The organism is Adhaeribacter rhizoryzae, assembly GCF_008629685.1.
Classification (GTDB): domain Bacteria; phylum Bacteroidota; class Bacteroidia; order Cytophagales; family Hymenobacteraceae; genus Adhaeribacter; species Adhaeribacter rhizoryzae.
Genome location: NZ_VWSF01000036.1, coordinates 1 through 22,556 on the forward strand (window position 1 = coordinate 1; position 22,556 = coordinate 22,556).

General features: G+C 37.2%; 18 protein-coding genes. 10 read left to right on the forward strand and 8 right to left on the reverse strand.

Annotated features, from left to right (window positions below; translation table 11 throughout):
* Window positions 1-1,401 precede the first annotated feature (1,401 nt).
* Complete coding sequence (locus tag F0145_RS25175; RefSeq protein ID WP_150093312.1) at window positions 1,402-1,671, reverse strand: helix-turn-helix domain-containing protein; 270 nt, start codon at window positions 1,669-1,671, stop codon at window positions 1,402-1,404.
* Window positions 1,672-1,838: 167 nt separating this feature from the next.
* On the opposite strand from F0145_RS25175, the gene F0145_RS25180 reads away from it, so the two are divergent.
* The 6 genes from F0145_RS25180 (at window position 1,839) to F0145_RS25205 (ending at window position 7,532) form a co-directional block, all read left to right on the forward strand.
* Window positions 1,839-2,408, forward strand: a complete 570-nt coding sequence (locus F0145_RS25180) for a hypothetical protein (protein ID WP_150093314.1) — start codon at window positions 1,839-1,841, stop codon at window positions 2,406-2,408.
* A 1,615-nt stretch (window positions 2,409-4,023) separates the two neighbouring features.
* Window positions 4,024-5,151 (forward strand): replication initiation protein, encoded by a 1,128-nt coding sequence (locus F0145_RS25185; RefSeq protein ID WP_150093316.1) that lies wholly within the window; start codon window positions 4,024-4,026, stop codon window positions 5,149-5,151.
* A 209-nt stretch (window positions 5,152-5,360) separates the two neighbouring features.
* Window positions 5,361-6,119, forward strand: a complete 759-nt coding sequence (locus F0145_RS25190) for a ParA family protein (protein WP_150093318.1) — start codon at window positions 5,361-5,363, stop codon at window positions 6,117-6,119.
* 67 nt (window positions 6,120-6,186) lie between these two features.
* Entirely contained in the window at window positions 6,187-6,456 is a 270-nt protein-coding gene (locus F0145_RS25195) for a hypothetical protein (RefSeq protein WP_150093320.1), read from the forward strand.
* 67 nt (window positions 6,457-6,523) lie between these two features.
* Window positions 6,524-6,847: a GIY-YIG nuclease family protein gene (locus F0145_RS27085; RefSeq protein ID WP_150093322.1), complete on the forward strand. Its 324-nt coding sequence runs from the start codon at window positions 6,524-6,526 to the stop codon at window positions 6,845-6,847.
* A 211-nt stretch (window positions 6,848-7,058) separates the two neighbouring features.
* Window positions 7,059-7,532, forward strand: coding sequence for a hypothetical protein (locus F0145_RS25205; RefSeq protein WP_150093324.1), 474 nt, complete (start codon window positions 7,059-7,061; stop codon window positions 7,530-7,532).
* A gap of 95 nt (window positions 7,533-7,627) precedes the next feature.
* On the opposite strand, the gene F0145_RS25210 is transcribed toward F0145_RS25205, so the two are convergent.
* Window positions 7,628-8,062 (reverse strand): hypothetical protein, encoded by a 435-nt coding sequence (locus F0145_RS25210; protein ID WP_150093326.1) that lies wholly within the window; start codon window positions 8,060-8,062, stop codon window positions 7,628-7,630.
* An 816-nt stretch (window positions 8,063-8,878) separates the two neighbouring features.
* On the opposite strand from F0145_RS25210, the gene F0145_RS25215 reads away from it, so the two are divergent.
* Complete coding sequence (locus tag F0145_RS25215) at window positions 8,879-9,121, forward strand: hypothetical protein (RefSeq protein WP_150093328.1); 243 nt, start codon at window positions 8,879-8,881, stop codon at window positions 9,119-9,121.
* Between the two features lie 173 nt (window positions 9,122-9,294).
* On the opposite strand, the gene F0145_RS25220 is transcribed toward F0145_RS25215, so the two are convergent.
* Window positions 9,295-9,708 (reverse strand): hypothetical protein, encoded by a 414-nt coding sequence (locus F0145_RS25220; protein WP_150093330.1) that lies wholly within the window; start codon window positions 9,706-9,708, stop codon window positions 9,295-9,297.
* 541 nt (window positions 9,709-10,249) lie between these two features.
* Between F0145_RS25220 and F0145_RS25225 the strand changes: the two genes are divergently transcribed.
* The gene (locus F0145_RS25225; protein WP_150093332.1) at window positions 10,250-11,764 is read left to right on the forward strand and encodes a hypothetical protein; all 1,515 of its coding nucleotides are present in this window, start codon (window positions 10,250-10,252) and stop codon (window positions 11,762-11,764) included.
* Between the two features lie 664 nt (window positions 11,765-12,428).
* Here the strand turns inward: F0145_RS25225 and F0145_RS25230 are convergent.
* The 5 genes from F0145_RS25230 to F0145_RS25250 form a co-directional block, all read right to left on the reverse strand.
* On the reverse strand, window positions 12,429-12,824 hold the full coding sequence (locus F0145_RS25230; protein WP_150093334.1) for a helix-turn-helix domain-containing protein: 396 nt from the start codon (window positions 12,822-12,824) through the stop codon (window positions 12,429-12,431).
* A gap of 33 nt (window positions 12,825-12,857) precedes the next feature.
* Window positions 12,858-13,151, reverse strand: coding sequence for a type II toxin-antitoxin system HigB family toxin (locus tag F0145_RS25235; RefSeq protein WP_150093336.1), 294 nt, complete (start codon window positions 13,149-13,151; stop codon window positions 12,858-12,860).
* Window positions 13,152-13,521: 370 nt separating this feature from the next.
* A complete protein-coding gene (locus tag F0145_RS25240) occupies window positions 13,522-14,292 on the reverse strand; it encodes a hypothetical protein (RefSeq protein ID WP_150093338.1) in 771 nt (256 codons plus the stop codon).
* 11 nt (window positions 14,293-14,303) lie between these two features.
* Entirely contained in the window at window positions 14,304-15,008 is a 705-nt protein-coding gene (locus tag F0145_RS25245; RefSeq protein WP_150093340.1) for a recombinase family protein, read from the reverse strand.
* Between the two features lie 16 nt (window positions 15,009-15,024).
* Entirely contained in the window at window positions 15,025-15,402 is a 378-nt protein-coding gene (locus F0145_RS25250; protein ID WP_150093342.1) for a recombinase family protein, read from the reverse strand.
* Between the two features lie 119 nt (window positions 15,403-15,521).
* Here F0145_RS25250 and F0145_RS25255 point away from each other — a divergent pair, with 119 nt between their 5' ends.
* Window positions 15,522-16,649: a PDDEXK nuclease domain-containing protein gene (locus F0145_RS25255; RefSeq protein WP_150093344.1), complete on the forward strand. Its 1,128-nt coding sequence runs from the start codon at window positions 15,522-15,524 to the stop codon at window positions 16,647-16,649.
* Window positions 16,650-16,744: 95 nt separating this feature from the next.
* Entirely contained in the window at window positions 16,745-22,348 is a 5,604-nt protein-coding gene (locus F0145_RS25260; RefSeq protein WP_150093345.1) for a hypothetical protein, read from the forward strand.
* Window positions 22,349-22,556: the final 208 nt, after the last annotated feature.

Consider the following 22,556-nt stretch of genomic DNA (forward strand, 5'->3'; position numbering starts at 1 on the left):
GCTTAAATAAAGCCGCTGTTTCGGGCGAGGGTGGAATTATTTTAGGGAGTGCTGTTTGAGCCCAGCTTTTACTTACAGTAATACCGGCACATTCAATTATCAATAGGCAAAGCAAGGCCACCCAAAAAGCCGTGGCTTTTCTGTCATTATAAGCTGGAAGCATAAGAATGAGTTAGTAAATGGTTCGTTCCAAAGTACGAGGGTAAAGGTTTGTGTTAAAGGATTTATATATACCTATATAGGCAAGGTATGTGGGTTTTCTCACATAAAAAATACTGAAAAATCAGTATTTTTATGTGAGAAATTTTCCCTGGTATTGCCTTGAGATTACTATTCTCCTGATGCTCTGTTTTGAGTTCAAAACCAATAGTCATCCTGAAGCCGCACTTTACACCCTGTTCCGTATTGGTACCAGACCATTGTAACTCACCCTCTAGCATTACTAACAGCTAAGGCCTTACTACAAGTATGTGGGGTATTAGCCTCTAGAAATATCCAGCTAAAATATATCTGTAGCCCATATTTTATGTATTTATTACTTAAGCCGTGCTATCAAAATGTTACTAGCAATACTAATGCGCCTATATTTTGCTATCAAAAAGACCTATACAGCTTACCTGTTCTTCTTTATGAGCCAAAATTGATGCAAAATTCAATGTTACTTCCCCTTATATATTGTCCTTTTTTTTATTTAAAATAAATATCATATTTGTATCGTTAAAAGAGACCAACCGGATAAGAGCGGCTTTCCCACCATAAAGGGATAAAGCAACTTACCGGATGCATGTTTTAGGGAATAAAAAAAGCCCTACTTGCAGCAGGGCACTTTTTAAAGGGTTCCGTTGTTTATTGAAAAACCACGTAAAAGAAATACTAGGTCCTTTCTGCCTTGAGTTCACGAGGCCCTGGCAGAATACTTGGAAATGGAGGAGCCTGTCTAACAGGCTCTTCTTATTATCGTTTAGCCGGTGAATTTAATCCCCGGCATGTGACAATAAGACCTACTACAGCGGCAATAAATTCCACCAGCTGAGTTCCGTCGGCAATAAGTGACATAAAGTCCATTAGGTTGCTTTCGCTTATAGAGTCAAATATAACATAAATGCAACCACTACGCAAACAGCACCCCATACGGGTTTATATCACTTTTATTTAAATATTTTTATCTTAACTATCTTTTAATCAGGTATTTAAAGAAAATTCATGTATTTTTAATGTGATTTATCTAATATAACTGGATACAATTTAGGCAAACTATACCGAAAAATTGTTTAAAAAATTATATTTTATATTAACTCAAATCAATAATAATTATCCACTTTTTATCCACCCTGGTCAGCTTACCGGCAACACCTAGAATTACCGCCTACTTTGTCCCCCAAATTAATTTAATTGGTACCGCTAGGATGACTTGGCGGTTGTCCCCGGGTCTGGGTTTAATAAAGCTGCCGGAGAGACTTCCAGGGCTTGCGCTAAGGCTAGTAATGTTAAGATACTGAAGTTGTGGTTCCCGTATTCTATCCGCTGCACCTGGGAGAGGGATAAGCCTGCCTCAAAGGCTACATTGGCTTGCGTCAGCTGCTTTTCTTCCCGCAGCCGTTTTAAATTTTGCCCAAAAGCCCGCAGAAAGGCTACTTCTTCGTTGTGCTCCACCACGCAAAAACACAACAAAAAAATATTACCTTAACAGCATACATGCTGTGTTGTAAAATCCTATCTTTGTCTGCCTGCTTTTAGCACCCTCCCTATTTTACCCTTCCGGCTGCTAGCCGTGCTAAAAGACAGTGTGTAGCCTGACTTACCTTACTTCAATCAATTAGACCAGTATGTATATTAACTTGTTTGATACCAAGAAAAACCAGGAGGTGCGGTTAGACGTGACCCTAGAATACACCACCCCTAGCCCTCATTTACTTTTAGTCTTGTTTAATGCTTACCAAACCGAAATCTTAGCCGATGGTCGGGAATCCAAACCTTTTGGTGAGTACAAATTCCGCGCCTTGCATCATATTGCCGGCGTTAAATTTAAGTATGAGGGGCGTATTTACGCCCTAACTCTAGGCTTCTATTTGGATAAAACAAGCTTGATTGCCGTAATCCTCCCCCAAGTCAGCAATCAGCAAGAGAGCCGCTTTGCCAATGCCTCCAGTACCAACGATAGTTATTATGCAAAGCAGCTCCTGATTGACACCCAGGAACACGAGTGGCTGGTCCAAATGGGGCTCAGCTCGCGCTCTTTCTCTGAACACGTGACCCATCTTATAGAAACAGAAAATGCGTCTGGTTCCCGGCTTTTTTATGATATTGACCCGGATAACCACTTGGAATTTCAATTTCAGCACTTGGTAGGGGAAGAACAATTTCAGGAGTTTATGGAAGAAAATGAGCTTCTGGAGGATGAGAAATAACGGAAAGAAATTTAATCCGTCGAGAAAGCAACCACCAACAATCCCAACTACAGCCCCTTGGTAACTTTCTAATTTTCTGGAGTAGTGGCCCTGCAATTGCGCAATTGTAGAGCATCATTGCACAATTGTGGTAATTAGGTGTAATTGCGCAATTGCAGGCTCCTACTAACTAACTTATAAGTAGCTGATGACCCATTATTCCGAAGCTTTTACTTGCTGGAGATAGCCTGGGCTGAGTGCACTATTAGCCTTGACTCCTACCCGATTGTTCATATAGCCGAACTTTGGACTACTACAATTGCGCCCCCTCGGCAGCGCGGGTCGTGGTGTACTTCGTCAGGCTTGCAGCGCTTTTTTAAGGATTCCAGCTTACTTGATTAGCTTTCAATTAGTTACTAAAATATTATTGATAAATGCAGTGTGATTTTATGCCTAAAATGGCACAAAAACCCTAATTACCCCTCTCTCATAAGCTACAATTAGCCGATAAAGGGTAAAAAGAGGCCAGAATTAGGTTTTAAATCAAACATTATTTACTAGATAGAAAGAAGAAAATTCTAAGCCCAGCTCGTCAAACGATGGCTCACTAGATCCTCTATTTCCTCCCTTGCAATTCATATAGCCTCACTTACCTAGATTACAATTGTACCTTGCTACCAGCGCGGAACGTGCTGTACTCCGTGAGGCTTGCATTGCTTTTTACAGGCTTTACCATATATAACTAATATTCAGGTAGTTAATAAAATATTATTATCAAAACTAAGATTAAACGTTAAATATTGGTTGAGTTTAGACCAACCCTATGTTTAAAACCTTTAAAAGAAGGAAAATTAATCGATAATATTACCCTGGGTCAGATCCTTATAAATAAAAATTAAATATAAAAATAAGTAGATAATAAGCTATCCATTACAACAATAACTTGAATTTTTAAGCTGGAGCTTTTTAATAAAAAAATCAATTATTGATTGAATAAAGGCATTTTAGGTAATCGGAATTTAAAATATCAATTTTTATAAGCAATGAAATCTCTATTAAAAAATATGGTTAAAAATTGATAACACTTATGTTAATATGTACAGAATCCCACTCAAGCAGGATGAAACTGATTCATAATTAATACTTAATGGTTAGGACCTCACTAACTGGTATTTGCAAATTGTATATAATTGCACCAACTAGAGTTATTTACCTGTTTTATGTACAAAATCCCAAACTTGGCAAATTCAGTATTCTTAAAATGAGGTTTAAAACTAAAAAAAGTTAAGTTTATTCTTAAAAATTTAAAAGTTAAATAATGAAAGCTTTATAAATTCATTATCTTTTATATTATTATTAAATTATTAACTAGCCATAAATATCTATAAATGAATGAGTTTTGGTTAAGTATATGTACAGAATCCCACTATATATGTACAGAATCCCACCTTCATATGTACAGAATCCCACTTTTATATGTACAGAATCCCACCTTTATATGTACAGAATCCCATTCGATGTACAGAATCCCACCTTTATAATTTAGAATAGGTAACTTAATGTTTCTCTTGATATATGTACTACTAATGTATCCAGTACATATATTTGTAATAAGACTAACCACCTATTTTAGCTAATGAAAGATCACATTGGAATTCCTCTTAAAAAGCCAAATAAAATAGTTACTCAAAGTAACAGTTTGATAAACAGTTGCTTTGATATCCCAACTGTACAATTGAGAGCATTTCTATACTCATTAGGGCATATTAATAAAGAAGATAAAGAACTAACACATGTAAAAATTCCTATTGATGTGCTACATGCATCTAAAGGAGGAAAAAATTATAAACAGGTAAAAAAATTAGTCTCTGAATTACAGGAGATAAAATTTAAAATTGAAAGCTTTTTTACAAATAAAGATGGAATTGAAAAGAAGGCTTACAGGAGTATGGTGATTTTTCCTACTGTTGATTATACAGAAGATAATAGATATCTAATTACAAAAATCAATAGCGATTTAGCTCCATTTCTTCTTGATCTAAAAGGCAATTATACCCAAGCGGAACTGGAGCAATTATTAAGTCTTAAAACTATTCAAGCATACCGAATATACATGTTTATTAAACAGGAGCTGTTCAAGAAGAAACCTGAACCAATAAAATACAAGCATTTACGCTTGATGTTAGGGTTAGATATAGAATTAGAGGAAGACGAAGTAAAAAAGGTAGATAAGATTACATTTAAGCCTAATACTGACTTATTTGGTGAGATACCATCTGCGCTCCCTCCCATTCCTAATGTTAAAGTTGTTAAGTATCCATTATTTGCTGAATTTAAAAGAAGAATCTTAGATACTGCTAAAGCTGAACTTGCAAATACAGAGATGGCTTTTAATTATAAATTAAAAAAGAAAGGCAGAAATGTGGACACAATTACATTCGAGCTAATAAAGACAGTTCCGATCCAAGCGCCTTCAGAAGAAAAATTAGCAAAAACATCTGAACTACCTGATGAATGGAAGCGACCAATGGAGAGAATGCTTGAATATGGGTTAACAGAAAAGCAAGCAACATACATTATAGAAAGGGTTCCAATAGCACGTATTAAAGAAGATTTAAACCCTGTTCTCTACCGTATAAATGCTGAAATAAATTCAGGAGATCATTCTAAATTAAAGAGAACCAAAGGGCAACACTCTGTAATAATAATAAAGGAAGTTCTAGGCATAAAATACAACTTATGGCAAAAAGAGCAATCCGAGTAGATCCTTTAGAAGTAGGCATTTCAATCACTCAAGATTTTATTCTCCTAAATCACCAGATCCTCCCCTCATTCAAATGGGTGAGAATATGATAAATTAATAAAGTTAATACACTTAATAAAGTTAATAAAGTCAATAAAATTAATATTTTGTTTACTCATAATAAAGTTAATAATATTACGCATTGATTAACTTTAAGTAATTTATTAACTATGACTAATGTATTTGCAATTGTTAATGCAAAAGGAGGGGTAGCGAAGACCACATCCACTATGAATATTGGTTACGCACTTAACAAATTAGGTAAAAAAGTTTTATTAGTAGATTTAGATGCGCAAGCAAATTTGACCTTAACAGTAGGTATACGCACTGATGAATCTCTAAATATTTCTGATGCCTTAACTGATGGATGTAAAATTACAGACATAATACATAAAGTTAATGGTGTTGATGTCATTAATTCTGGTCGAACTTTAATCGAAAGAGAACACACAATATCAAATTCAATTACTGGGGCAGTTAAGTTAAAATCTTTATTAAAAAAGATTAAGGATAAATATGATTATATATTAATAGATTGCCCACCTTCATTAGGAATTTATACAGTATCCGCTTTGGTTGCCTGTGATTCTGTTTATATACCAATGGTTGCGGAGCCATATGCCTGGGATGGACTTTCGCGATTACTGGAAACAATCTCTATTATAAAAGAAGAGGAAATAAATCCAAATATTAAATTAGGAGGGTTATTTTTTACAAATAACTCAAAAAATGCTCAAACTATTTTAGGTAAAACTATCATCAGTGAAGCAAAAGAACAATTAGGAGAGAAGGTCCTAAAAACAACTATCCGTACTAATGTGTCATTAAATGAATCTATTGCTGTGAAACAGAATATATATGATTATGCTCCTGAATCAAATGGGGCTAAAGATTACATGAAACTTGCCAAAGAAATTATTAATAGTTAATATTTTATTAAGTATTAATAATTGATTAATTTTAAATAAATTGTTAAGTATTAGTAAAGTATTAAATATGGCAAAGGATAAGAAGGACTTTGGTAATGTTCTTGGTAAACTACATGGCAGTAAATCAAGTCTACAATCTGAAACAGTACCAGACTCAGTACAGGTGAAAAGTGCAAAAGTAAGAAAACGGATAACTTTTTTTGTAGATGAAAGATTAGAGGAAATGATCGATACTGGAACATTGGAAGAGAAGTATAGGAGTAAATCGGATTTTGTAGAAAATATTCTGATGAACTACTTCAAAGATAAATATTATGTTAAAAACGCTAATGATTAACTTTTAATAGTATAAATAAATTATTAACTTTATTTATATTATTAAAAGTTAATAAAATTAATAATTTATGCATTTTCTAAATGGATATCAGACATTTAATAGAGTAGAAATTGTTAAAGCTTTTAAATACCAAAGATACTTACATTACAACTCTATCTTTTTTGTTTATATAATACTTGAGTCTGATGAACCATTATATGTGGGAAGCACATCTAATGTTTTCTGGAGGATGCAAAAGCATCAAAACAAGATTTCCTCAAGAACTAGTATATATATCAAGTCATTTGAAAGAAAAGTCGATGCCTTGAGGGAGGAGAGGCATTTTATTAGATTATTAAAACCAAAGTACAACAAACGACATTGCAATAGATATCAATTGGAGCTATTATAGATAATATATAGTAAATTTTATTTCGAGTCTGAATTAAAATAGCCTTATAAACGGATTTATGTTAAGCAGGAGGGAAGCAGGCCTTATTGGGTCTAGTTAAGGATTTAAACTAAGAATAGTTTAGCTGGTTTACCCTTAACCCACTCTTTCTATACCGGCTTAACATTATAATAAAGCCCTTTTTCTTTAAATACCAACTGCTTTCATTAGCTTGCCGCTGAAAATTTGGAAAGAAGAGGGAAGGTATCTGCTCATGATTAATACTGCTAGTATAAAACTGATTTTTGCTGATGAAGTCCTCCAAATCAGTATCGATTCCACAAAATCTTTATTACGCCTCACCTGGCAACAGCATCCCAACAGCACAGATTACCGAAGAGGGTACCAGCAAGCTATCCAGGTGGCTTTAGATACTAACACGAAGTATTGGCTGACGGATGCCCGCCAGGTGCTTTATCTACCTTTTAGCGACCAGCATTGGATGTATGCCCAGCTGTTCCCCTTACTAGAAAGGGGCCAGCTATTAAAATTTGCTATCTTGATGCACCCTGAAACATTCATGACCACGGATAAAGCACCCTTAGCGGAGAACGTTGCGCAACCACTTAGCCTGAAGAAACCGTTCACCATGGATTTGTTTTTAGACCAACCTTCTGCGTTGGCTTGGCTGTTGCAGGATGCCTAAATAGGATAACTGATTTTTACGAATATCCTAGTTGCCTGCTGATGCCAGTACAGATTAAAGTGGTGGTGCTGGTGAAACTGTTTCATCATTCTCTTTCAGGCTCGAATCACAGTAATCCAATTGGCTGCTTCGTTGTAAGTCCAGAATTGCTGTATTTCTACAGTGGCTTGGTACTGGTTCTTTAGCTCGGTTACCGTTTCATCAAACATGACGCGGTTGTCCGCATCTTGGAAAATAATGCGGGCTACTTTCCTTAAGCAGGAGGCCGCCACGGCCGGCGCTAATTGTTGAATGACTTTTCTTTGTTCCTCCAGCGATAAGCCTCCCAGGCGGTTAGAGTCCATAAACCAATATTCCACTTTATATTTTTGCAGATAATGGATAAATAACGCCGCTGCTTCCTGGTACTCCAGGGCACTAGGAGCAGTTAGCCACTCGGTATACATCAGTTTAACCTCGGAATCTACCCACAAATGGAAGTAAGCATTATAATATTCATGCATGTGTACCGGTAAAGAAGCAGGCTCCATCAGGATGAGATTAAAGATTTACCTTAACGTTAGTATTACAATTTATAAATAATATAATATATACTAGGATAAAAGACATCTTATATTCCTGAGTGGAACTAAATTACTCTAAGGCAAAGGAGAACTTTCCTAATTATGAGTAAATAGATGAATAACTCTAGCCTACAGAAATGCACTTATAAGGGAGTAAGCTTTAAGAATATCCTACATAACTTACCATTAGGGAAATGTAGGTGCTCAAGGTCGTGGGGCAAGGGCTGAAAATTTTTCGCAAGCTGTAACTCAGCAGTCCAATCCATTGGATTTAGATAGTTTGTCACAGCAACTTTCCTAACTTATTGAACAACTAGAGAAAATCAGATAGAAGAGAAAGGTTCAGGTAAAGACTGATATTGCAGTTTGAACTATTGCTGGAGCTAAACAGGCAGCTGATAAAGGAGATGAAAAACCCATTCTCGAACGTTTAAAATCGGCTGGACAATGGGTGGCTGATTTTGCTTAAGGGGTAGGAATATCAGTAGTCACGGGGATTATAAATCAGCAATTAGGCATCAAATAGTTCTTGTGGCTCCTAATTAAAGGCGGCAATCCTTTATTGTGAATAGCCCTGAATTTGATTGACAAAGTTGTCTTGTTAAATGACTTAAATGAATCGTGGTTTTTTGCCTATCAAGCAATCGCATATAGCCATCTCAAAAAACTACTGCTTTCTTGATTATGGAGACGGGTTAGATGAGAAACTATACAGATTAATAAGCAACAATATAAAAATGTAGTACTTTTAGCTGTATGTACTCATTCTTTAAAATCTAAAACATGGCTAAAGAAGCAAATATTAATGAAATTGTGCAGACCCTTCAGGATGCACAACAAAACAAAGAACTGTTGGATGCCTTAACCACCAGCCTGGAGCGGTATGTAGACCAGCAACAGAAAGGTTTGGAAGAACTAAAGAATTTGATTAGCCAGGCGAAAGACGGCAACCTTAAGATTAAAAAAAGAGGTGGGTATCGCGGCCGGAAGAATAAAGCAGCGGAAGGGGAGAGCCATACCGGTTAATACTCAATCACCCAGTTCAAAGGACTATGGAAGTACACCTGGACAGGTGTACTTTTTTCTTATACCTGTTTTCTGTTATTCAGGCTTCAGTTTTACATAAATTAACTTATAGGCCAGCGTCAATGCTATGCTGTGGCATGGGTAGGTTAGCCTTTAATTTATTATATTAAATTTTATTTATAAACTAGTTTCCAATTCTTCAACTTTAGATCTTCAACAGTTAGCACGTATTTTCTAGTATAATTTTGTTGGCTATAAATGTTATCCCAAGTTTTATTTAAAAGCAAGTTTTTATCAAATAGGAACAATCTTAACTTACTGTCTCTACATTTTTCCTTAATGAAATTTTCCCAACCATTTCTTCCCAACATTTCTAGCTTTACTATCGAATCTGGTAGCACCATGCTGCTTTGGTGCCAAATAGTGTCGTTATCCCTAATATATAACGGTGATGAATTGCTTATAGAATCATTACCTGAAATAGAATAAAATATTACTTCTTTTGATTTATTTACTATTGCTAATCTAGTGTCAAAAGGGTCGCAGCCTGCTAAAAAAACAATTGCCAAAAATAATTTCTTATTCATATTTCAACCATATCAGGATTTCTAATTTATAAGCGGAGCAATTCTAGTTATCTGTCCTATGGATAAAGTTGCTAGCGGTCCGTTTTCCAGTTTGTTTTATACTGGAGTAGTTGCAGCTATCCTTCTCCTCCCTTAACCAATTTAATAAAACTTTTCAATAATCCTGCAGACCAGCAGAATCTCCGGCCAGTCCGGCTGTATCAACCGCTGCCGGCGCCAGGCCTTCCCATTCTTTCCCTTTACTTAAATATAACAAAAGCCAGAATTTACCCTCTGTTTAACATAATCTTAGTTATCGGCGAAAAGCCATCTGAAGTGAACTGAGCGGACCTTTTTTTCGGGATTTTTCTGGTACTTTATAAGTAACCAGCCATTTCTCAGAAAAACTATCCCGTCCCTAAGAAAAATTCAATAATTCCTTCATATATTTATTATTACGTTTACCCCTTGGTTGTCGGTAACCCTTGAATATCTTTTTTATTCATCTTTCTTGTTAATAATGATATTGGGAGACAAAAAGGCCAATCTAAAATTTACTTATATGAGAACAGTAATCTTTATATTAATTCTGCTGAGCGTTAGTATTTATGGTTATTCACAAACAAGTGACCCGGCGACTCAAAAAGAAAATTGTTTAAAAAGCATATCACAAGAGAAGAAAAAGGAACTTGATAGAATTGAGAGTACTTATTTTGAGAATAATCCTAACCCTTCAAAATATGTTTACTTAGCGTGCGATAATCATTTTCCTAAGTATCGTTGTGTAAAGCATCATAAACAATGCGCTGGTTCATGTGATTGCCTAAGTGCGTATACAAATCAGGTGAATTATGTTGAGACAAGTTATAAGCAAAAAGAAGACGATTGCGAACAAAATTATAAGGTTGCTATAGCCAAAATCAATTCCCAAGAAAGAAATCTGAGCGAATTATCAAAATCTGAAAAAACCCTGACAACAAGTAGCCCTAATCCCGCCATCGATAATAAGACAGAAGTAAGTAATACGACCACAGAAAAGCAGCAATATCAAACTCAAGCGAATAACTATTTAAACCAAGCAAAAAACACCAATCAAAGCGCAGTTTTACGAAATCTTAATCTTGATTTGGCGGAGACGAATGCGCGGCTTGCCGGAGATATTAACAAATTGGAAGAAATCAGACGGATTCGATCCCAAGAAAATCAAAGAAGTAACAGCGAGTTTTTGAATACTGTAAATTCGTTTACCAATTCACTTAATCAACTTACTCAAAATAAGCGACTTGAGAGGGAGAGACATAGAGAGTTTGTGGCGGCAATGGAACAACAGATAATACAAGAGCACTTAGAAGGATTTGAACGAGAAAGAAATATCAAAGATGCATCTGCACTTGGGCATGCATATAAAGACTCTGACTCTAAAATCTATTGGTTCTCCATAGCCGTCGGCATGGGACATCTACCTAGTTTACTCTACTTGCGGGAAGAGTACTTAAGAAAAGGAGATTCTACAACTGCAAAAGAGCTTGTAAACTTTGGGGCAACTAAAGGGATTCCAAGGTTTATCTACATGGCTGCAAACAAATACTATCCAAATGAAAAATTATATAATGATGATTATTTGGGATGGAAAAAGGAATTTTGGAATTTTGAATATGGGCAAACAGTGGATTGTGAAAAAGGACTAACTGCGTTAAATATTCTGATAGCAGTAGATACATTAAACGTAGATAATGTGCAGAATACTTTTTTTAATGTTATAAAAAAGGGAAACTTAGACGCTGTGCAAGACCCTATTAATTTCTCTTATTACTATTACTATAATACGCATTATTTCGCCTTCCTTAAGCAGATATATTATTATATTGGAAGAATAACTGAATTTTGCGGTCCAGGAACTGAACGAGAGAACTTGGTTGAGGCTTTGCGGCGATATGATCAAGCCATAAAAGCACATAAACTATTTATGCAAGTTAGGGATTGGAATAAATACAAGGAAGATAAAGACTATAGACTTAAATATCTTCTTTTTGTTAAAGGAAATACCGAAAAAAAAATAGCTCTGTTGGATAAGTAAGTATTAATAAACATTAAGAGCTAATAAAGTTTGGTAACCTTATATTAAGTTTAATTTTCCCTAACTTTTTTAATTACTTTCCAAAGATTAAAGGACTACCTACAACATTAGTATTATGTAAGTGTGGCAGGATATTATAAATTGAGCAGACGAATATTATGGCATCAGTATATTTTTAATCAACAGGAGTGCTTCCAAATTCAAACCTGCATAAATACTTAAAGGTTGAGGTTTCTTATTTATTCTCTGACCATCAATGTAGTATTACCCACTCCTCTTATAGCAAATCTACCAGTAAACTTTGCAGAATGTATGATTCTATACTCATTTCTGTTCCTAATACATGGACCCGGAATATACGGTCCTCCAAATAATCATTTAAGTGATTAGGTTTTATCGCATATGTTAATGGCAAAGTATCGGTTATACAACGAGCAGCGCCATCTTTAATGGTCGTTCAATTTATACTTCCACTAATAAGTATATTGCTCATAGTAGCGTATGCACCAGATTTAATAAGGTGTTTGTAAAGCATTTTCCCTCTTAATTGAGCCATGTTGTAAGATTTATAAATTGGTATACAGTTTTTCTATACTATTAATAAAATAAAAAGCCTCTCTAGGTTGAGAGGCTTTAAAATCTTTATTTTTTAGCTATTTACAATTTAATGATTGACTGTAGCTTCTAAAACTTTGTCATTAATAAAAACCTCCAGCGGAATATTTAACTCCTTATGGAGATTATTAATTTGCTCTAGTGTAAAATAGCGCTTGCGGTTTAATATTTCCGATACTCTTGATTTGGGCCCGATAAAAGGCTCAAGGTCTTTATTTTTCCATCCTTTTTCTTCCATCACATATTTTATGGCTTCTATCGGATCGGGGGTGTCGATAGGATAATGAATTTCTTCGTAGGCATGTACCAGCGTAGAGAGCAGCTCCAGTTCATCGAAAAGGTCCGTTCCTGGCTCTGGATTTTGCGCTAGAATAGCGTCAATTCGGCTCATGGCCTCCTTGTAATCTTCTTCATTTTTTACTTTGTGAATTATTAGTGTTAACATGGGCAGGGAGGGGGGTTGCTCGTTTATTTTTAACTATACAGTATTAGCATCTATTTTATCATATTCCGCATGGGTTCCTATCCATCTGATGTATACGGTCTGGTTGGCTACTAGGACCACGGCAATCAGGCGATACTTGTTTCCTTTAATATTGAAAATCACTCTATTATTTCCTATCACATCTACTGAATTAGCGACACTTCTTAACTCATTCAGGTTCGTAATTTTCAGGGCCTTTATTCTGGAAATAAATAATTGTAAGCCCGTTTTAGAATCTGCATGTTTGGTGTAGTATTCAACGATGGGCGAAGTAGAAATAATTCTCATGCCAGTTTTATCTGCAATAAAGTTACATAAAGTGTAACGTTTATGCAAGTAATTAGTTACACTTTATGTAACTAATTAAGTGTAAGATATAAATAGACGGTAATTAATCTGAGCTACGAGCGTGTATGCACTGTACCTGAACTGCCGGGAATTGTCTACCCCAACTGGTCCGGAACCTGACTTCCTCTAATTTCTCAGCGATGGCCGGCCAGTTTAATCCTTGCGCCCGGTAAAGTGTTACCACGGCCGCAGCTCTTTTATTATTTTGGTTTAATGATGCCAATGGTTAATGTGTTGGCATCGGCTATATCGGCACAGACAATGCTAGTGGGTTAATGTTAAAGGTGCTAGGAATCCAATAGGGCAGGAATTAATTTACTTTTTTGTCAATTGTCTCTACTAACTCGAATATATCATCTGGTATGCCTAGGTGCTTTTTTCCACAACCACTGCACGCCGGTTTAATACTGGACCTGTAATCTTCATTAGCTTTAAATGCAGGCTTTATTTTAGAATTAAACAGATAAAAAATTAACGATTTATAAAAATCTTTGTCATGTTGTAAAAAATTTTCTTGGTTGATATTATCAATTAAAGCATCAATTATACTTAATAGGTTATACAGTTCTTTTAAGGGTGGTGCTTCAGAATAGATATCTTCGTGATTTTTGTAATCTTTCAATTGGTCGAGTAATACTCTTATCGCACTTACACCTGTATATGTAACCCTTTCTGTGCTACTCTGTGCGCCTTTTGTTATAGTTTTTCTAAAATGATATGTAAATTCATTTACATCATTTCTAACTAAATTAAACTTTTCTCCAGCGTATTGAAGTTTCCGTCTGATAACTTCCTCTTCTTTTTGATTATCAATTTGTTCTTGTACCAACCGGTTTGCTTTAACCTGAGCATGTAAAGCAAAATAAACTAATATTGCGCCTATTAAATTTACAAATGGAGCTGTTATACCACCTATGGTGTCCCCAATAGGACCAGTTTCGCGAAAGTCAAAGCCTTCCCAATAATATTGGCGAGTAAAGAGGAGTGGCGCAATACTTACCAGAACAATTCCAATAAGAAAAATGATTGTTGCCCATTTTAGGGTAGCATCAAGTTTAATAGGCCTATTTTTATATAACATATTTAAAAGCTTTAATTGGCAGCTATGCGCTGATAAATCCGCTGCACCTGTACTGCCTGAAATGCGCCGCCTTTACTAGCCCGAAACCCGGCCTCGTTTAACTTACCAGCGATGGCTAGCCAGTTTAAACCCTGCGCCCGATAGAGCTGGACCATGGCCGCAGCCCGTTTGTTATTTTGGTTTTCGGCGGCTTTTTGCTTGACCGCTAGCCCACCGGCCAACCGGTGTTCATAGGTGAGGTTAACCGGCTTACCTAATTTATTAATCACGTTGCCATTTTTGGAAACCGTCCAGCCTTCTGTTTCTATTTTGTGTTTAATCTGACGCAAGGCCGCTTTGGTGCGGCTGCTAATCATTTCCCGCTCATGTTGAGCCATGACCGCAAAGATGCCAATGGTTAACGTGTTGGCATCCGGCATATCGGCACAAATAAAATCAACCCCGCTATCCTTCAAGGTAAAAATAAAAGCGGCATTGCGGCTGAGCCGGTCCAGCTTGGCAATCACCAAAGTGGCTTTGGTTTTGCGGGTATGTTCGATGGCGGCCAGTAGCTGCGGCCGGTTGTTTTTCTTGCCGCTCTCCACCTCGATATATTCCCCGGCAATTTTCCCGCCTTTCAAAAAAGAAGCCACGGCGTATTGCTGCGCTTCCAGGCCCAGGCCACTGGCCCCCTGCTTGGCGGTACTTACCCGGTAATAGGCGACATACTGTTTCATGCGGATAAACTAAAATTTAAGCAGTAAAAAAGGTGTCGAACAGATCCAATTGAACGGCCAGAATAACTAAGCCGGACTGGCGCAAATTCGCTATAAAAGCCGGGTCACGACACAACCGGTTCAACCGGTCTACTATCAGCGTGCTTCCGGTAACCTGGGCATGGGCAATAGCCGCATCCAGCTCCGGCCGGCCGTTACTCAGCCCACCACCTACTCCGGTATACTCGGCTACCAGTTCGCCTTTCCCTTTGATAAAGGTTTTTACCATCTCTTGCTGGGCCTTTAACCCAAAATCGCTTTTGGCCTGGAGCGGGGTACTGGCCCAGTAATAAGCGATATACTTTTTCTCCATCTTAGGGTAAAAGTAATCGTTTTGGGTTATTTTACAAACCATGAACGAGCGTTTATGGTTTGTAAAATGGCCAGAATCACCATTCTTTCCGATATTAATTTTTTCACTATAATCATCTGGCTAGTTCTTGCAGCTGTATATGTTATAATGTAATATTAGGAATGACAGATTTGGACTTAAATCAAGGAGAAACTTACCGGACTTGGCTGGCAGAGTTGAAGAATAGAATACAAGTTTCTCAACTGAAAGCAGCAGTTAAAGTAAATACTGACCTCATTCTATTATACTGGCAATTGGGAAAAGAAATAGTTGAAAAACAACAAGCAGCAAATTGGGGAGAAGCCCTGATTGAGCAATTGTCAAAAGATCTAAGTTCCTCCTTCCCTGAAATGAAAGGCTTCTCTCGCACTAATCTCTTCTATGTTCGGAAGTGGTATCTCTTTTATAGTCAAGAACAGGAGTTAGTCCCACAGCTTGTGGGACAATTAAGTGAAATTACTCAGTTAAATAGAGAGCAAGAATTAATCCCACAGCTTGTGGGATTAATTCCTTGGGGACATAACAGGGAAATAATAACCAAATGCGCGGACGTTAAAGAAGCGCTCTTTTATGTGAGTGAGACGATTCGCCACAATTGGTCCCGTACTGTACTGCTATACCAGTTAGAAAGTAAGCTATACCAGCGGCAGGGAAAAGCCTTGAACAATTTTGCTTTGACTTTGCCCCAACCTCAAGCAGAATTAGCCATAGAAACGCTCAAGAATCCATATAACTTTGATTTCCTCAGTTTAGGTCCGCAAGCCCGAGAAAGGGACCTGGAGAATGCGCTGGCTGATCAAGTAACAAAATTTCTCCTTGAGTTGGGTCAAGGTTTTGCTTACATGGGCAAGCAGTACCGGCTCAGTATTGGAGGAGATGATTTTTACCTAGACATTCTATTGTATCATACGAAGCTACGCTGCCATGTGGTGGTTGAGTTGAAGATGACAGAGTTTCAGCCAGAATATGCGGGAAAACTGAATTTTTACCTCAATGCCGTAGATGCGCAGTTGCGGCACCCGAATGACAATCCCAGCATTGGAATTCTTCTCTGTAAGACGCCCAATAAAGTGGTGGTGGAATATTCACTAAAAAATCTAACCGCTCCGCTAGGAGTAGCAGAATATCAGCTGACGCAGGCTGTTCCCGAAGAGTTAAAAGGGGAGTTGCCGGCCATTGAAGAGCTAGAAGAAGAGCTCGAAAGAAGACTCAATACTAATAGCGATCATAAGAAGGATAACCGTGTTTAATCTTAAGCTAAGAACCCTATTTGCTAAAGAAAAACCCCATTCAAGCATTATAGACCAGTATATCTATTTTAATTTTACTTGTTAATCAATTTATTGTGCTTGCCTCCGCCCACCAAGGATATATCTATCAAGACATCTTAGGAGCTTATTTTGTAGCTCAAGAACTCGCTTATGGAAGAGTATCAACAACATTTGATTTTGATCATAAAAAAACGACTAAAGGAGTTCCTGATAAGTTTGATGATCTGGTAATTTTTCAAGAAGGAAAAACAACCTTTCTCCAAGTTAAGTATAGCAATGACGAACACAAGCATGCTTTAGCCAAACAGGATTTTTCTTCAACTGGTCCCTATGGTTTAGCACTATTTGACCTCTTTAAAACGTGGAAAGACCTACATAGACCTGGATGTTCTTGGAGGATATGCTTAGCTTGGGATCAACCAGCATCTGACGATCCGATTCGCACAGTACTTATCCAGCTACCTGACCAAAAAAGTTTTCTTACAGGAACAACGTGCTATAAATTCGATAGCGATGCACTTTGGCCAGAAAGTGGTGAAGTTTTATCTTCATGGAATGCACTGAAAAAATGGTCAAAATCAGCCGATAGAACAATGTTCAAAGAGTTTCTGGATTGCCTTGTTATTGAAGTGAACTATCCAAAATCAACACTTCTACAAGACTACACTCAAGGACTTGAAAAGCAGTTAGCTCGGACAATAGAAAAAATTGGTATCGGTGTCTATCCCAATGATCATCTAACTGTCCGCCAAGTTGCTGAGAGCTTGTGTACTATCGCACAAAGAAGAAGAGCTACAAAAAATAGCAAACCAATAAGTTGTAAAGACATTGCTCAAGAAATTGGCATAATCCAGTCCTATGGTGGCATAGAACAGAATTTCCCTATTGATGAAAACGTGCTTGTCACAACGTCCGAACGTGTTGAGCAAGTTGCTAAAGCCCTAGAAGAGCATCGTATAGTTGTTCTCACTGCTGAGCCGGGTGCTGGGAAGTCATGGTTTATTGAAAATCTCGAGAAGCATCTCCAGGATACTACACAGATAGTAAAGCACTACTGTTATACTGCACTTGAAGACCCTCTTTCTCTTAAAAGAATTACCGTAAATGTTTTGTATGGTAGTCTTATTACTCAAATTCTTCAAAGTGATGAAGAATTAGGAAGTTTTAAGACCAAAAAATATGCTTCTAATCTAGAAGAACTAAATCTTCTTCTTAGAAATATCAGGAAAAAGACGCTCCTAATTGTCGACGGAATCGACCATATCTGGAGGGTGTACCAAAAGAACAGAGGAGGACTTACTGAAGACGAAACCACAATACTTCGGGCACTGGCACAACTCGATTGCTCCAATTCGTATGTATCGCTCCTTATAGTCTCACAGCCAATCGAGCAATTAGGTAAGCTTACACCATTTTATCAGTGCATATTAGCCCCTCTTACAGAGACTTTCGTTGAGGAGCTTTTAGGAAACCATGCAATTCCAAACAGTGAAGTAAATGAAATGTCACTTTCGCATATTATCCATAAGAAAAGTAATGGAAATGCCTTATATTGTAAATATATTATTGACCATGTTCTAGCCAACAAGGCACATACCTCTTTTGATTGGATTACCTCTCTTCCAGCCTATCAATTTAATCTAACTGGATACTATCAATATTTGTATGAGCAGATTCAAGGCGATACGAGGGTGCCTTATGCGTTATGTGGAGCAGATTTTTCATTAACTGAAGATGAACTCAAGCATATTACCCATCTTGGCAAAGCTGTTTCGACACAACTAAATCAATTAAGACCGATCCTCAAGTACACAGCCGCACATGGATACTCTGTTTATCATGAAAGTTTTAAGCGTTTTGTAGTTAATACGATTAGGGAAGAAGAAGCATCAATTAACGACCTGATTTATCGCCCGCTTATTGCATGGCTTGAAAAGCATTCCTTTTTTGAATCTACGAAAGCATATGGTCATCTTTTAAAACTATACTACGAAATTGGTTCTTACGGTCGGATCGCAGAGACAATTGCAATAGACTTCGTTAATAATAGTCTCTATTATGCTCAGCCCTTCCATAGTATCTATCGAAACCATCATCTTCAAAAAGCATCGCTCCATCATGTGGATGGATTTGCTCCAATGATTATTATCGCAGAGCAGTCAAAAATTATTAACGAACTTGAGCATGTCGCTGAAAGTGTTCTTATCAACTATCTTAAGGCGGTTCAGCAGATTCATGGAGAAGAACCGATGTATCGTGTTCTTTGGGACGGAGAACATCTCTTAGTTAACACTAACGAAGCATTACGTTTTCTAGCTCAACAAGCATACCTAGGGGAGCCTATTGTTCATTGGTCAATTGTTCCTAAACCTTCGAGCATACCATATGAAATTCTAGGTTTAATAGCAGTTAAATTTCTTCATACGAAGCAGTATGACAAGTTTGAAGAAATGTTCAAGAAAGCATATGAAAATCCAGAGTATAGAGAAGCTTTAGAAATTATAATAGATGAAATCGAATGGTACAGGATATACATTAAAGTTGATTGGACTATAAACACTCCATATTTTCATAGTATCCTCACTTCATCTAAACCTTCTGCCCTAACACTTAAGCAGGCAGTAGAACGAATTATTTTAAACAAAGATTTTGTTTACGATGATGAGTGGAAGAGTATGATTCATGAGCTTTCTGCTTTAGCAAAAATAGCGACGCCGGAAGAAAGAGATATGGCTATAGAGACTCTATCCCAATATAATTGGTTTCGGAACTGGCTTATCTATCTGATTAAGATAGCTGAACTTTCACAAAGAAAATATGACAGCGAAGAGCTTATAGATGCATTTACCTACCTTGTACGAGATCTCGAGCCTTTTAAAGGAGAGCCTCGTGTAAGTGATCTCTACAAACAACTTCCTTTTATTAAGAAGACATTTCATAAGGGTTTACTACTCTGTAATGGTGATGAGAGCCTTCTCACCTCGTGTTGTGAACTTCTGGAAAAAGTGACAGAGGTTACAACAAGCTTTCAACACTCTTTTAGCGGTCCATTGACAGACGAAGAGTACCTAGAACTAATCGCGAACTATTTGCCAAGAGAGTACGTGATTGCTAAATATGAAAAGTATTTTGCTCCGTTAGGTTCAAGAAGACTCTATTCCTATGTGGCTGAAATTGCCTTCGAATATGCACGCTTATTGAGTAAGTCAGGAAGGGCTGAGGAAGCAAAGGTGAAGTACGGCGAAGGAATTCAAGCACTCACCGCATATGGATTTAGAAAAGATCGCACTTTCAGTGAAATATTATACTGTAGTGTTCCATACCAAATAGCATACGGTACATTAAGTGTAGAATGGTTCTATGAACTTTATTCTATGGCCATGACCGTTGTTACTCATACGGATGGAAAGTCTACAAGTAGATACCCGATTGAATGGTTTGAAGAGTTTATTAAAGTATATCCACTTGATGCGCTGAGATTTATAGTGAGTGAAACACTAGAAAGTTCGGGAGCGAATTGGCACCAGGAGAAAGAATTCTCTCATTTATTAGAAGAGCATCCTTCCATCTTTACACCGACGCAGTGGTTTCTCCTGTGTAGGTCTCTTCCCATCGCTTCATCAGGTAAGATTATTGATCAGGGTTTAACAGTATTTAATCAGATTGATGCAAGCCTGCAAGAAGTGTATCTCAGATGGCTACAATCACGGTCTCGAATTTTACAGGACGAGGAAGAATCGACATATACCTTAGAAATAGCTACTCGGTTTAAAAAGCAATTTGGTATTTCTCTTAAAATTAAAGAAGAATCAGAAAAGCGAACCGGCCTAGAAAAAATTCAAATACCAGAGGAGTTTCCAACAAAGTCAATAGAAGAGGCTCTTGCATTTCTTGAGAAGAATAGTCTAGCGGAACACCACGCGCAAGCACTTATAGAGTTAATTGCCTCTACAACTGACTGGGAGGAAACCAAAGCAATTCTCAGTCAAGTTGCTCGTAGTTTTAGATATGGCCGTAATGAGGAGAAGTGGGTAAACTTTCTTTTTGAACCCGGAAGCCGTACATGGCTCTACTTTAATGTATGTCTCTTCGTATTCGTTACAGATGGATGGTACCATGGCCTTCACTACACACAATACCTTAAGCAGGCTTACGAAGTTAATTCTAAAGAAACCCTTTTGATACTTAAAGAGGTGCTAGCAGACTTACTATCTGCTGATATATATACAGGCCTTATTTCGTGTAATCTCATCAAAGCATTGTCTGAACTCCAAGTTGATGAATCTCAGGTTCATGATCTCATTCAGATGACATTTCAAATCGTAAAACGTCGTCTGCCCCATCCTCCAAACTCAGATATAAATACAACTATATATCAGGGACTTGAAGGATTTAGTCGCGATGAGATGGTTGTAGCACTATTGATCGCAAGGCTCAAAACTTTAACAACTGAAAAAACCCAGGGTGTTATATGGTCACTAACATATATAGCACAAACAAAACCAGAGACGCTTTTTAAACCTTATAGTTGGGCATTTTCAAACAACACTTACTTCCTACCTATCCATAGAGGTGTTCTCCTTCAGATTCTTAAAGAATTTGTCGATCTGAAATTAATCCCTATAGGGCTCATTGGGCAATTTATTAATAATTACCCAACTGGATTCTTTCTTGAAGACCAATATATTCGCTCATTTGTCAATTACAGTATAGAATTAGATGAGACCTCAGCAAGAAGTATTCTACATCAAGCTCATCAAGAAGACAACGGGTTCTTTTCTTATATTCATGTAAAATACAGAACTCTCTATAAATACTTTGGACCTCTTACAGGATCATTTAATGCTTATGTCTATAAAAGGGACGAAATAAATAAAAAGCATAAGTCCTACTATATGAGGGCCGAGGATATAATAACTCCTATTGTTCCTCTTGCCAATGCAACATACGAAATAATAAATAGTCAATTTTACGAGCACTTAAAAGAGCTTACGGATTACTTTAATCCAGCTTATGTTTGTGATCTTAATTTCTTCTTGCCAGAAATTGTCCTTCAGGTTGGTACCTTATCAACAAGGCCACCAAGTATCCCATACCCCGAGAACTTTCCTTCCTTTGAAGTGCGTGACACTACCACTCCTTTAAATGATAATGATTGGATAGTTCTCGCTTCAAAGGAAAAAGAACTCTATGGTGACCGTCATAAATCTAAGAATACTCGGTACTCATCACTATTGCTAACATCCGGTGAAAGACCAAAGCCTGATGAAGAATTCTATGCACGACATCTCTTTAGGGCAAAACAATACAGAGGAGGAGAAATTAAAAAATATCCATACGACCAGCCAATCTGTATGCTAGATATTTTTGACACTCTTGAACGTACTAACCTTGTCTATGTCTCTCCTTTTATCATTAGAGAACTCGGGCTTAAAATCAATCCTAACCTTCATGCAGGCTTCCAAGCACTCAATAATTTTGGTGAGGTTATAATAACTATGGTTACCTGGAAAGAGAATTACTATGGTAGCGTTGAGGATGGGACGGAAGCCCCACAATTGGAAGGAGTAGCAGTAATGATAAGGGCAGATCACTATGCTCGCCTTTTAGCTGTTTATAAAAACGAGAGTTGGTTTGTTTTAAGACAGGATGATACTAGAGAGCATATATGGAAATGAACATCTGCTGTATTTTTAAAAGAGTAAATCCATATACGCACGGAGAAGTTTATTTCTAGTTAATATAAAAACGATTATTAGTCTAATTACCCTTTGTTAAGCATTCGACTGGAAGATGGACTATAAACGGGAGCAGCAGGAAAGTTTTGCTTATTGTTATGCTATTCGCAGCAATGAAGGAGCCGGGGTATAGGACGGCGGGGGATAG

Bases quoted from the DNA above. Each gene is read 5' to 3' on its own strand.
- F0145_RS25230 (WP_150093334.1), bottom strand. From the start codon at position 12,824: ATGTTAACACTAATAATTCACAAAGTAAAAAATGAAGAAGATTACAAG.
- F0145_RS25245 (WP_150093340.1), bottom strand. From the start codon at position 15,008: ATGAAACAGTATGTCGCCTATTACCGGGTAAGTACCGCCAAGCAGGGG.
- F0145_RS25235 (WP_150093336.1), bottom strand. From the start codon at position 13,151: ATGAGAATTATTTCTACTTCGCCCATCGTTGAATACTACACCAAACAT.
- F0145_RS25240 (WP_150093338.1), bottom strand. From the start codon at position 14,292: ATGTTATATAAAAATAGGCCTATTAAACTTGATGCTACCCTAAAATGG.
- F0145_RS25220 (WP_150093330.1), bottom strand. From the start codon at position 9,708: ATGAATAAGAAATTATTTTTGGCAATTGTTTTTTTAGCAGGCTGCGAC.
- F0145_RS25250 (WP_150093342.1), bottom strand. From the start codon at position 15,402: ATGGTTTGTAAAATAACCCAAAACGATTACTTTTACCCTAAGATGGAG.
- F0145_RS27085 (WP_150093322.1), top strand. From the start codon at position 6,524: ATGCATTTTCTAAATGGATATCAGACATTTAATAGAGTAGAAATTGTT.
- F0145_RS25190 (WP_150093318.1), top strand. From the start codon at position 5,361: ATGACTAATGTATTTGCAATTGTTAATGCAAAAGGAGGGGTAGCGAAG.
- F0145_RS25195 (WP_150093320.1), top strand. From the start codon at position 6,187: ATGGCAAAGGATAAGAAGGACTTTGGTAATGTTCTTGGTAAACTACAT.
- F0145_RS25215 (WP_150093328.1), top strand. From the start codon at position 8,879: ATGGCTAAAGAAGCAAATATTAATGAAATTGTGCAGACCCTTCAGGAT.
- F0145_RS25225 (WP_150093332.1), top strand. From the start codon at position 10,250: ATGAGAACAGTAATCTTTATATTAATTCTGCTGAGCGTTAGTATTTAT.
- F0145_RS25185 (WP_150093316.1), top strand. From the start codon at position 4,024: ATGAAAGATCACATTGGAATTCCTCTTAAAAAGCCAAATAAAATAGTT.
- F0145_RS25255 (WP_150093344.1), top strand. From the start codon at position 15,522: ATGACAGATTTGGACTTAAATCAAGGAGAAACTTACCGGACTTGGCTG.
- F0145_RS25210 (WP_150093326.1), bottom strand. From the start codon at position 8,062: ATGGAGCCTGCTTCTTTACCGGTACACATGCATGAATATTATAATGCT.